The 11,596-nt window shown below is 64.5% G+C and carries 10 protein-coding genes; 1 reads left to right on the top strand and 9 read right to left on the bottom strand.

The annotated features are described in order from the left end of the window. Window positions 1-131: 131 nt before the first annotated feature. Both GV027_RS00555 and GV027_RS00550 read right to left on the bottom strand, forming a co-directional pair. On the bottom strand, window positions 132-434 hold the full coding sequence (locus GV027_RS00555; RefSeq protein WP_031438938.1) for a polyhydroxyalkanoic acid system family protein: 303 nt from the start codon (window positions 432-434) through the stop codon (window positions 132-134). A gap of 10 nt (window positions 435-444) precedes the next feature. After that, complete coding sequence (locus GV027_RS00550) at window positions 445-864, bottom strand: VOC family protein (protein ID WP_159510610.1); 420 nt, start codon at window positions 862-864, stop codon at window positions 445-447. Between the two features lie 754 nt (window positions 865-1,618). Here GV027_RS00550 and mazG point away from each other — a divergent pair. Next, window positions 1,619-2,353: a nucleoside triphosphate pyrophosphohydrolase gene (mazG, locus tag GV027_RS00545; protein ID WP_159510609.1), complete on the top strand. Its 735-nt coding sequence runs from the start codon at window positions 1,619-1,621 to the stop codon at window positions 2,351-2,353. Here mazG and hflX read toward each other — a convergent pair. The 7 genes from hflX to dusB all read right to left on the bottom strand — a co-directional run bounded on the left by hflX (window position 2,334) and on the right by dusB (window position 11,475). After that, entirely contained in the window at window positions 2,334-3,626 is a 1,293-nt protein-coding gene (gene hflX, locus GV027_RS00540; protein ID WP_159510608.1) for a GTPase HflX, read from the bottom strand. The genes mazG and hflX overlap by 20 nt on opposite strands. A gap of 24 nt (window positions 3,627-3,650) precedes the next feature. Further along, window positions 3,651-4,226 (bottom strand): RNA chaperone Hfq, encoded by a 576-nt coding sequence (hfq, locus tag GV027_RS00535; protein ID WP_261362599.1) that lies wholly within the window; start codon window positions 4,224-4,226, stop codon window positions 3,651-3,653. 74 nt (window positions 4,227-4,300) lie between these two features. Next, a complete protein-coding gene (gene ntrX, locus GV027_RS00530) occupies window positions 4,301-5,677 on the bottom strand; it encodes a nitrogen assimilation response regulator NtrX (RefSeq protein ID WP_031393368.1) in 1,377 nt (458 codons plus the stop codon). Window positions 5,678-5,681: 4 nt separating this feature from the next. Next, window positions 5,682-7,931 carry a sensor histidine kinase gene (locus GV027_RS00525; RefSeq protein ID WP_159510607.1) on the bottom strand — a complete coding sequence of 750 codons (2,250 nt, stop codon included), beginning with the start codon at window positions 7,929-7,931 and terminating at the stop codon, window positions 5,682-5,684. A 52-nt stretch (window positions 7,932-7,983) separates the two neighbouring features. Then, window positions 7,984-9,429, bottom strand: a complete 1,446-nt coding sequence (gene ntrC / locus GV027_RS00520) for a nitrogen regulation protein NR(I) (protein WP_159510606.1) — start codon at window positions 9,427-9,429, stop codon at window positions 7,984-7,986. Further along, complete coding sequence (locus GV027_RS00515) at window positions 9,426-10,490, bottom strand: two-component system sensor histidine kinase NtrB (protein ID WP_159510605.1); 1,065 nt, start codon at window positions 10,488-10,490, stop codon at window positions 9,426-9,428. Before GV027_RS00515 ends, ntrC begins: the two co-directional genes overlap by 4 nt. Beyond that, on the bottom strand, window positions 10,477-11,475 hold the full coding sequence (gene dusB, locus GV027_RS00510; protein ID WP_056676688.1) for a tRNA dihydrouridine synthase DusB: 999 nt from the start codon (window positions 11,473-11,475) through the stop codon (window positions 10,477-10,479). Before dusB ends, GV027_RS00515 begins: the two co-directional genes overlap by 14 nt. Between the last annotated feature and the right edge of the window lie 121 nt (window positions 11,476-11,596).

The raw sequence follows: 11,596 nt of genomic DNA, 5'->3' as shown, positions 1-11,596 counted from the left end.
ACGAGAACGCCTCCCCTCCCCCCGTCATCCTGACGAAAGTCAGGATCCAGAGTAACACAAGACACCGCCCGTGACCCTGGATCCTGACGTTCGTCAGGATGACGAGCGGGGCGGCGTCACACCGCGAACTCTCAGCGCAGCAGCTTCGGCCCTTCCTTGCGGATCATGTCCTGCACCTTGCCCGCGAACAGCCCGAGCAGCCCGGGCAGGTCGACGATCGCATGGACAGTGTCCTCGAACACCGTGACCTTGCTGCCGATCACTTGCCCCATCGCGCTGACGGTGAAGTGCAGCGTGTCGCCCTCCCAGCGCCGATCGGTCACCGATCCGCCGGGGATCTTCGACCCGATCGTGTCGATGCCGCTGTCGAGCCGCGAGCGCACCCCCGCCTTGCCGAGCTTGTGGGGGATATCGACTGAAATGGGATTGGACATTCTTTGATCCTCAGTGTGCGAACAGCATCGCGTCCTGTGCGAACGCCTTGAACTCGAGCGCGTTGCCGCTGGGGTCGCAAAAGAACATCGTCGCCTGCTCGCCGACTTCGCCCTTGAAGCGGAGATGCGGCGCGATCCCGAACCGGACCCCCGCCGCCGCGACCCGCTCGGACAGGCTCGTCCAGTCGTCCATCGTCAGCACCACGCCGAAATGCGGCACCGGCACCTGATGCCCGTCGACCGCATTCTCGACCGCGACCGCCTTCGCCGCCGGATCGAGATGCGCGACGATCTGATGCCCGAACAAGTCAAAATCGATCCAGTGGTCGCTCGACCGCCCCTCGGGACAGCCGAGCGTCCCCCCGTAAAAGGCCCGCGCGGCGGCGAGGTCATGGACGGGAAAGGCGAGATGAAAGGGGCGCAGCGTCATGCGCGGCAGGATAGAGCGGATGATCCCCTGCGTCACCCCGCCCCCGCTATGCGATGATCGCCGACCGTCTGCGGCTCTCCTTCAAAGTATCCCGCCCTCGCTCTCCCCATAAGCGCGCCCCCCTGTTCTCCCGCGAAGGCGGGAGCCCAGTCTGGATCCCCGCCTTCGCGGGGAAACAGCTCGACGTGCGTTGCAGTAACGCCGCCCCGCCACCCCACAACCACCCCGGCGAAGGCCGGGGCCCAGGTCGGAAACGGTGGTAACGAAGGAAAGCGCGACATCACTGCGACCTCCCCACCTGGACCCCGGCCTTCGCCGGGGAGGTGCAAGGGATGCGGCCTGCACGATGCTAATTGTCGATATAGTACCAGCCGCCCGCAAAAGAGATGGCACCACCCCGGCGAAGGCCGGGGCCCAATTGGGGGACGGTGGTAACAAAGGACATCGCGTCGTCACAGCGACCTTCCCACCTGGGCCCCGGCCTCCGCCGGGGAGGTGCAAGGGATGCGGCCTGCACGATGCTCCCCGCCAAGAAACGCCCCCCGGCCGCGGGGGTATCGCATCAGCGGGGGCACCGCTGCGCTGTTGGGATGGCTACACGCTGCCCCCGCTGCTACCAACGGGTGTCATTTCTAATTGGCGAAGAGTGTGTCTTCTCTAACTAGCGGCAACAGAGTTGTTCGTTACGAAGCTTTTGAATCTATCATAGCTTCGGCGATCTCCACGTCATTCTCACTTTATGCGGAGCGCCGCCATGATTGACCGCCTCACGACCATCATGGCGCGACTGCGCGATCCGGATACGGGATGCGAATGGGACCGTGTTCAAACATCGAAGACGATTGCCAGCTACACGATCGAAGAGGCCTATGAGGTCGTCGACGCGATCGAGCGCGGCGATCTTGCCGATCTGAAGGACGAACTCGGCGACCTGCTGTTGCAGGTGGTGTTCCATGCCCGCATCGCAGAAGAAGCCGGCGCGTTCGCCCTGCCCGACGTCATCGACGCGATCAGCGACAAGATGGAGCGCCGACACCCGCATATCTTTGGTCCGGCGGAGACATCGCCTGGTTGGGAAACGATCAAGGCGACCGAACGCGCGAGCAAGCCTGACCAGAGTGCCCTGGCCGGCGTCGCCACCGCGCTCCCTTCGCTGGCGCGAGCCGAGAAGCTGCAAAAGCGTGCTGCACGGGTCGGGTTCGACTGGCCCGATCCAACCGGTTCCCTGGCGAAAGTACACGAAGAGCTCGACGAGATTGCGACAGCGACCGCCGACACACTGGCCGAAGAGGTCGGCGACCTTCTGTTCTCGGTGACCAATTATGCCCGCCACCTCGGTGTCGATCCCGAAGTGGCGTTACGCACGGGCAACGCAAAATTCGAAGCCAGGTTTCGGGCGATGGAGCATATCGCCGGTGCGGGCTTCGAAGCTTTGTCGCTCGAGGAAAAGGAAGCGCTTTGGCAGGCGGTCAAGCGTCGCGGCGGCTGAACCGGTCGTAATCGGTGTCGGACAGCCGTACGTCATAGGTGGTGGCCAGCCCGTCCGCGAGACTGCTGAGCACCTCGCCATGCGCGTGCAACCATGCCGCGCCTGCGCCGTCCGTCGCATCGAGCGTAATGTGATAGCGGCGATGCGCATCCGTCAGTTTGGCAGCGACCTGCTCGACGAGATGGCCCACCCCCTCCCCACTCAGCGCCGAGATCGCCACGACATCCTCGCGATGCGCAGCCTCCCCGGCAATCTCGTCATGATCGGCGGGATCGAGCAGATCCAGCTTGTTCCAGACTTCGAACCGCGGGGTCATATCGTCGACGCCAATGTCCGCCAGCACCGCCTCGACATCGGCACGTTGCGCCTCAGTATCGGGATGCGCGATGTCACGCACATGGATCAGCAGATCGGCGGAGACCACTTCCTCGAGCGTCGCCTTGAATGCCGCGACGAGCTGGGTTGGCAGGTCCGAGACGAACCCGACCGTGTCGGACAGGATCGCCTTGTCGATACCGGGCAATCGGATTTGCCGAAGCGTCGGATCCAGCGTAGCGAAGAGCAGATCTTCGGCCATGACGTCAGCACCGGTCAATCGATTGAACAGCGTGGACTTTCCGGCATTGGTATAGCCGACGAGCGCGATGACGGGCCAAGGGGCTCGCTGGCGTCGCTCCCGGTGCAGGCCGCGGGTGCGGCTCACCTGCTCGAGTTCGCGCCGGAGCCGCGCCATCCGGTCCCGGATGAGCCGGCGATCCGCCTCGATCTGGGTTTCACCAGGCCCGCCGAGAAAGCCGAACCCGCCGCGCTGACGCTCGAGATGGGTCCAGCTCCGGACGAGCCGGCCAGCCTGGTAGTCGAGATGCGCGAGTTCAACCTGCAGCCGCCCTTCGGCCGTCGCCGCGCGCTCCCCGAAGATTTCGAGGATCAGCCCGGTGCGGTCGATGACCTTCGTCTCCAGCGCCTTTTCGAGATTGCGCTGCTGGATCGGGCTCAGGCTCGCATCGAACACGACGAGCCCCGCCTCCTCCATTCGCACCTGTGTCGCGAGGAGCTCGACCTGCCCGCTGCCGATCAACGTTGCCGGCTTGGCCTGGCGGACGCGATAGGCGATCCGTTCGACCACCTCCACGCCAATGGCGGCGGCAAGGCCCGCCGTCTCTTCAAGCCGTGCGTCGACATCGCGTGTCGCATCACCCTGGTCGGGCAAGACGACGATCGCTTTCGTCCCGCGGGCGAACTCGTCGCGGTCACGGTCGAAACCACTACTCATGCGCATTGCCCCAGGCCGTCATGATCATGCGTCGTCCACCGCATCCGTCTCGTCGCTGTCGTCGGGATCCTCGGCAAGGTTCAGGGGCCGCGCGGGCTGGATCGTCGACACCGCGTGCTTGTAGACGAGCTGCGCCATGCCTTCGCGCTGGAGCAGCATGCAGAACAGGTCGAAGCCGGCAATCTGGCCCTGGAGCATGACGCCGTTGATGAGGAACATGGTCACGCTGTCTTCCGACTTGCGGACCGCGTTCAGGAAAATTTCCTGCAAAAGCGGCTGCTTCTTTTGCGTTTCTGCGACGGCGTTGACGATCGCGGCGACGTCCATCGGTCCCGCGGGCATGATCGTCGAAATCGCGTGCTTGTAGATGAGCTGGGACTGACCGTCGCGACGTAGCAGCACCGAGAAATTATCGAACCAAGTGACGATACCCTGGAGCTTGACGCCCTTAACCAGAAACATCGTGACGGGGGTCTTGGTGCGGCGCAGCGCGTTGAGGAACAGGTCCTGGAGCGAGCCAATTTTTTCGGCCAATGGGATAACCCTTGTTTTTGGCGGGACTTTGCCCGCGTGGCGCCGTTTCCCGGCGTCGGAGATCACCCGATTGCCGGGCGAGCGTCTAATCTATGTTCCCGGTACCGCTTCGTCCATAGGGGCGGGCGACAGATATGCGATCAATCGTCCCGCGTCTCGGTGATCCCGAGCAGCTTCAGCTTCCGGTGCAGCGCCGATCGCTCCATCCCGATAAAGCTCGCGGTGCGCGAGATGTTGCCGGAGAACCGACGGATTTGAACACGCAGATACTCCCGTTCGAAGGTTTCACGCGCCTCGCGTAGCGGAGAGCCCATGATCGCGGTTCCCCCGGCGCTGCCCATGTCGCCCTGATCGCCCAGAACTTCGGCCGGCAGCAGGTCGAGATCGATCCGCCCCAGTCGGTCGCCCGGCGCGAGGATGATCGTCCGTTCAACCACGTTGCGAAGCTGACGCACATTTCCCGGCCAGTCGTAGGATTGCAGCGCAACCATCGCATCGGGCGCGATTTCCGGTGTCCGAACCCGGCGTTCCGCCGCATAATGCGCGATGAAATGCTGGACCAGCGCAGGAATGTCCTCGCGGCGATCCGCGAGCGGCGGGATAGCCACCGGCACGACGTTCAACCGGTAATAGAGATCCTCGCGAAACCGACCCTCGGCAATCTCGTGGACGAGGTCGCGCGCCGTCGCGGACACCACACGCACATCGACCTTCACGACCCTGGTACCGCCGATCCGCGTAAAGCTCTGGTCGGTCAGGACCCGCAAGATCCGCGCTTGCGTCGTGATCGGCATGTCGGCGATCTCGTCGAGGAACAGCGTTCCGCCATGCGCCTGCTCGAGCAGCCCGGGGCGGATCTTGTCCCCACCCTCCTCCGCGCCAAACAACTCTTCGTCGACACGTTCAGGGGTCATCATCGCGGCGCTGACGATTACGAACGGCGCATCGGTGCGCAGGCTCCAGCCGTGCAGGAGGCGTGCAGCGACCTCCTTGCCGACCCCTGCCCCACCCATGATCAGCACGCGGCTGCCGGTCGCGGCGACACGCTTGAGCGTCGCCCGGACGCCGTTGATCGCCCCCGAATTGCCGGTGAGATCGGTCTCGCGGCCGACCGTGGCCCGCAACGAGGCGACCTCGCGGCGCAGCCGTTCGGTCTCGGTCGCGCGCGCCACCATGAGCAGCAGTCGCTCGGCTTCGAACGGTTTCTCGATGAAGTCCGATGCGCCACGCCGGATCGCCGCGACCGCGGTGTCGAGATTGCCGTGACCCGATATGACGAGCACCGGGATCGATGGATCCCGCCGTTTTATCTCGTCGAGCAGTTCGAGCCCGTCGAGGCGCGACCCCTGCAGCCAGACGTCGAGCAGCACGAGCGACGGACGCCGCGCCGCGATCGCTTCGAGCGCAGCGTCGCTGTCGCCCGCATCGCGCGTCTGATAGCCCTCGTCCTCCAGGACGCCGGCCACCAGTTCGCGAATGTCACGTTCGTCGTCCACGACGAGAATATCGAGCGCCATCAATTCATGTCCGATTGCGAGTCATTGCGACGAGCTGGCCATCCCCTGCCGGCTCGGGTGCGGATGCCCCCTGATCAAGCGCGACCAGCGCTCTGGCGTCGAAGTTCATGGTGACGATGGTGCCACCACCGGGGCGATCCGAAAATGCGATCGTCCCGCAATGTTCCTCGATGATCTTCTTGACGATGGCAAGCCCGAGCCCGGTTCCGCGGGCCCGCGTCGTCATATAGGGTTCGATGATCCGATCGCGTTCGACCGGCAGACCGATCCCGGTGTCGGCGACTTCGATCGCGACGCAGTGCCCCGTTCCATCGTGGCGCGTCTCCGTCAGGGTCATGGTAACCGCCCCGCCCTCGTCATCGCCGCGGGTCTCGATCGCCTCGACCGCGTTCTTGACGATGTTCGTCAGAGCCTGCCCAATCTGACGGCGATCGCAGACGAGCATCGGACCCGGGTCGTCATGAACCAGCAGAAACCGGATCCCCGGATGCGCAACCTCATGCAGGAACATCGCCTGGCGGGCGGCGTCGAGCAATGATTCCTCGCGGAAGACGGGTTTGGGCATGCGTGCGAACGAGGAGAATTCATCGACCATCCGGCGCAGGTCCGCGACCTGGCGGATGATCGTGTCGGTGAGCCGCGCAAATGTCCCGTCCTCCGCGGGGATCTTGCCCCCATAGCGCCGCTGCAGTCGCTCCGCGGCGAGCTGGATCGGCGTCAGCGGGTTCTTGATCTCGTGCGCGATCCGGCGGGCGACGTCAGACCAAGCGGCGCGGCGCTGGTCGAGCAGTTGCTGCGTGATATCGTCGAAGGTGAGGATCGGACCGGTCGGCGCATGTGCGATCCGGACGGCGAGTGTCCGCGCATCGCCAGCCTGGCCGACCTGGACGATCGCTTCGCGTCCTCCCTCCTGCACGAGCGCATCGAGTTCAGGCGCAACCTCGTGCAACGGCTTGCCAACCAGGCCGTCCGCGCCGAGCAGCTGGATCGCAGAGCGATTTGCAATCCGGATTACGCGGTCCTTCGCGGTCGCGACGACACCTGCCGAGACATCCGCCATAACCGCCTCGATCAGCGCGCGGCGGGTCTCAAGCTGGTCATTCGCGGTCATCAGATCGCTATTTTGCTCCTGCAGGCGACCCGTCATCTGGTTGAACGCACGCGCCAGCGTCCCGACCTCGTCGCGGCTGCGCGGATCTGGCACGCGCGCGGTCAAATCCCCCTCGGCCACCCGACGTGCCGCATCGACCAGCTCGCCGACGGGGCGTACCAGACGATCCGCTACAGCCAGCGCGATCCAGACAGCAACGCCAACGATAAGCAGGGAAATGCCCAGCAAGGCTGCGTTGAATAGGAGCTGGAGGCTGCGCGACCGGGCAAGCAGCTGCCGATAGCTTGCCAGCACGGCGTTGGCGCGCGTCGTCTGCTCCGACAGGAGCTTGGTATCCTCGACGCGCCCGGCATAAAGGAAGAGTTCGTCGGCGCCGGGCAGCATCGTGATCGTGCGGATACGATCCCCCGTCACCGATACTGCGGCGGGCTTGCCGCTCCGGAGTTCGCGGATCGCCTCGGGCGTCACCTGTCGTGTAAAGTCGATTTCATAGGGGTTCACAACCGCGAAGGTCTGGATTTCGTTCTGTGGCGTGACCTTGAACAGCGCGGCTTCGGACAGGCTCCGGAAATAGACCTGTTGGTAGAAAAATCCTGAAAAGCCCGGACTCTGCAGCGATCGCTCCCGCAGGTAATTGGACATATCCGCTGCCATAGTGACGCTCGCCTCTTCCCAGCGGCTGAGCTGGCGCGCGTAGGACGACTGGGCGAGTTCGGTGGCGTTTTCGAGCATCCCGCGTGCCTGATCCGAATACCAGAATTGCACGCCATATTGGAACAGCAGCGACGCGAAGATCGTCACCAGCAGCATCGGCACCGCGGCGACGATCGAGAACAAGGCAACGAGCCGGACGTGCAGGCGGCCGCCACCGCCAACCGGGGACCGCGCAGCGCGCCGCATCGCCACCCGCCGGCCGAGCAGCATCAGCAATGCGATGCCCGGGACGAGGTTGGCGATCAGCAGCAGCGCAATCAGCGGTGGCGGCATCAAACGCTGGGGTGAATTGGCGCCGCTGATGAGCACATAGCTCGCGACCGCGACGGTAATCGCCAGCGCGACCACCAGCGCCTCAAGCGCAGGCGTCACTGCGAACCGGTGCGGTGGCACGTCGTCTTCGATGGCAAGCGTCGCGGGGGCGATCATCGTTGCCGTGATACAACGACAATTGTTGCCGGGAAACCACATAATGGCCGGGTCAGCGTAACCCTGCCGCGTCCATCTCGGTCATGTCGCCGCTGATATCGATCCCGAGCGTGTCGAGACGCTTGCGCAGCGTGTTGCGATTGATTCCCATCGCACGCGCGGCGCGAAGCTGGTTCTGCCCATGCCGGGCAAGCATCAGTTCGATCAACGGACGCTCCACCTCGCCGATGATGCGGTCATACAGACTGCCATCGTCGAGCGCGGCCGGGTTCTCGCGCTCGATCCGCCCGATCAGTGCCTTCACCGCGCCGGCGATGTCGAGATCGGTTGCAGTGCTGGTCGGCATTCGCGCACCCAGCATCGCGTGAATCGCGTCCGCGCCGATGATTTCGTCGCGCGCGAGCACCGCGAGTCTGCGCATCAGGTTTTCGAGTTCGCGAACATTGCCCGGCCAGTCATATGCTCCGAGCGCAGTGATCGCATCGCCCGCCAGTTGACGTCGCGGCAGTCCTTGAATCGCCGCATGATCGAGAAAATGTCGTGCGAGTAAGGCGACATCCTGCCGTCGCTCGCGGAGCGGTGGCAAGGTGACCGGCACGACGTTGAGACGGTAGAACAGGTCTTCCCGGAAATGCCCGGCTGCCACCTGCGCCGCCAGATCGCGGTTTGTCGCGGCGAGGATCCGGACATCGACCCGGATCGTGCGCGCGCCGCCAACGCTCGTGAACTCCCCCGACTGCAATACGCGGAGAAGACGGGTCTGCGCCTCCATCGGCATATCGCCGATTTCGTCGAGGAACAGCGTACCGCCCGTCGCCTGCTCGAAACGACCGGCATTTCGCGTCGCAGCACCGGTAAAGGCGCCGCGCTCATGCCCGAACAACTCGGCCTCGATCAATTCGCGCGGGATGGCGGCCATGTTGATCGCGATGAACGGCGCGGCACTGCGTCGGCCGAGATCGTGGATTGCCCTAGCGACCAGTTCTTTGCCCGTCCCCGATTCGCCGGATATCAGCACGGTCAGATCGTTCGAGATGACGCGTGCGATGACCCGGTAGACGTCCTGCATCGCCGCGGACCGGCCGATCAGCGGCAGTGCACGATCCTCGTCGCCGATCCGGTCATCGGACAGCACCCCGCCCCGCGCCAGCGCCCCCGTCACCGCACGCGACAAGACGTCGAGATCAAAGGGCTTGGGCAGATATTCATACGCACCGACCTCCGCCGCGCGTACGGCGGTGGTCAGCGTGTTCTGCGCCGACAGGACGATGATCGGCAGCGTGGGGTGGCGCTCGGCGACATTGCGGACATGGTCGATGCCGTCACCGTCGGGCAGCACCACGTCGGTGATCAGCACGTCGGGTATCGCCACAGCCAAGGCACGTTCAAGCTGGCTGAGGCTGTCGGCGACGGTTACGTCGTGGCCGCTGCGCCGCAACGCCTGCGCGACGACGGTGCGAATCGCGGCGTCGTCGTCGACGACCAGCACAGTGCTCATGATGTGGCTCTTGGCAGCAGCAGGCGGAGAACGGTCATTTCAGGAATCCCCTCACGCGCATATTGCACGATCCCGCCCATATCGCGCGTCAGCTTGTCGACGAGGGCGAGGCCCAGCCCCTGCCCTTCACGGCGCCCCGACACGAACGGGTCGAACAGGTGGTCGGCGATATCGGGCGGCGCGCCGGGGCCATTGTCGAACACACAGATCTCAATCGGCAATGGCAGACGCGGCTTGCCCGGCGCGCTGCTGACGGTGATCCCGTGGCGATAGGCCGTGGTCATGATGATCAGGGGGTTCGATTGATCTGCAACGGCTTCGCGTGCGTTCTTCAGAAGGTTGATGACGATCTGAAGGACCGCGTCGCGATTGATATGTGCGGGCGGCAGCGACGGATCGAACCGCTCCTCGATCGCGATCCCGCGTGCGAAACCGGCGAGCGCAAGGCGACGCGCGTGGGTCAGCAGCGGGTAGATATTCTCGCTGGCGAGCGGAAGCGGCCGCGTATCGCTGAAGTCCTGCATGCGATCGATCAGCGCCGCGATCCGGTCCACTTCGGTCGTGATCAGCGTGGTCAGTTCGCCGGCATCGAGCAGTTGCGCCGCGCCGCGGATGCCGGACAAGGGATTCTTGATCTCATGTGCGAGCATCGCCGCCGCCCCAACTGCCGCGCGCGCGCCTGCGGTACGGTCCGCCGAATAGCCGAGCCGTCGCGAGACGGCGGGAACGTGCAGCGTGATCGCGCGCCAGCCTGGATGATCGGGCATGATCGTCTCGGCAAAGTCGACGCGGATCTTCACACCGCGGGCGGTCGCGATCTCAGTATCGAAGACGGCAAGGCCGCGATTGTCGTGCTTACGTGACTCGTCGGGGGGCGGGAGTATCGCCGCGATCGGCTGCCCGATCATGAGGCGTTCCGACAGGTTGAGCAATTGCTCCGCCAGCGCATTGGCATGGGCGATCCGGTCGTCGGGATCGACCACGACCACCGCCACCGGCAGTGCCGCAAAGACGTCGTTAAACCCCGGACGGTCGCGCCGATCCGGCTCAGGCGGCTTCAAGGTGACGCCAGGGCGCGTAGAACTCCGCCAGCATCGCCTTGACCTGGTTCGGGTCCGCCACCTGGTTCACCCGGTTCCGAAACTCGGCCGAACCATGCAGGCCCTTGGTGTACCAGCCGATATGCTTGCGGGCCATGTTGACACCCGTCTCGATCCCATAATGCTCGAGCATCGCTTCGTAATGCCCGGCAATCGCTTCATATTGTTCGTTAATCGACGGATCGGCGACGCGGCGGCCGGTCGCAAACCAGGTCATGACCTGATTGAGCAGCCAAGGCCGCCCATAGGCGCCGCGTCCGATCATCACGCCGTCCGCACCTGACTGGTCGAGCGCCGCCTCGGCATCCTCGATCGAGCAAATGTCGCCATTGACGATCACGGGGATCGACACCGCGTCCTTCACCCGGCGCACGAAGCCCCAATCGGCGCTTCCCTTGTACATCTGGTTCCGCGTCCGGCCATGCACGGTGATCAGCTTCACCCCGAGATCTTCTGCGATCCTGGACAATTCGGGTGCGTTGAGACTGTCGTGGCACCAGCCCATACGCATCTTCAACGTGACCGGGACATCGACCGCCTTTACCGTCGCGGATATAATCGCCGTCGCCAGCTTGACGTCACGCATCAGCGCGGACCCGGCATCGCCATTGACGATCTTGCGGACCGGACACCCCATGTTGATGTCGACGATCGCGGCACCGCGATCCTGACTCAGCCGCGCGGCCTCGCCCATTTCATAGGGCGTGCACCCGACCAGTTGCATCGACACCGGCTCTTCGAGCCGATCCCACGCAGCCTTCTGGATCGACTGGCGGGTCTCGCGGATCGCAGCCTGGCTCGCGACCATCTCGGTAACGTTGAGCCCTGATCCATATCGCCGCACAAGCGTACGGAACGGCATATCCGTCACGCCCGTCATGGGTGCGAGGACGACCGGACTTTCAATCCGCACGGTACCGATCTGGATAGGTGAGAGATTACGCATAAGCTGCCCAAAAAAGAGGCAGAACATAGGCTGCGATGCCGGAACTGGCAAGGCCGGCCCCGCTGTGCCGTCGTGGTGCGCGACGTCCGGCGGGACCGCCCGCCCGCACTGGCGATGCCGC

Source organism: Sphingomonas sp. T1 (assembly GCF_902506585.1).
Classification (GTDB): domain Bacteria; phylum Pseudomonadota; class Alphaproteobacteria; order Sphingomonadales; family Sphingomonadaceae; genus Sphingomonas; species Sphingomonas aerolata.
The sequence above is the reverse complement of the archived record's forward strand: the minus strand, read 5'-3'. Positions and strand labels throughout refer to the sequence as shown.

Bases quoted from the DNA above. Each gene is read 5' to 3' on its own strand.
- GV027_RS00555 (WP_031438938.1), bottom strand. From the start codon at position 434: ATGTCCAATCCCATTTCAGTCGATATCCCCCACAAGCTCGGCAAGGCG.
- GV027_RS00550 (WP_159510610.1), bottom strand. From the start codon at position 864: ATGACGCTGCGCCCCTTTCATCTCGCCTTTCCCGTCCATGACCTCGCC.
- mazG (WP_159510609.1), top strand. From the start codon at position 1,619: ATGATTGACCGCCTCACGACCATCATGGCGCGACTGCGCGATCCGGAT.
- hflX (WP_159510608.1), bottom strand. From the start codon at position 3,626: ATGAGTAGTGGTTTCGACCGTGACCGCGACGAGTTCGCCCGCGGGACG.
- ntrX (WP_031393368.1), bottom strand. From the start codon at position 5,677: ATGGCGCTCGATATTCTCGTCGTGGACGACGAACGTGACATTCGCGAA.
- GV027_RS00525 (WP_159510607.1), bottom strand. From the start codon at position 7,931: ATGATCGCCCCCGCGACGCTTGCCATCGAAGACGACGTGCCACCGCAC.
- ntrC (WP_159510606.1), bottom strand. From the start codon at position 9,429: ATGAGCACTGTGCTGGTCGTCGACGACGACGCCGCGATTCGCACCGTC.
- dusB (WP_056676688.1), bottom strand. From the start codon at position 11,475: ATGCGTAATCTCTCACCTATCCAGATCGGTACCGTGCGGATTGAAAGT.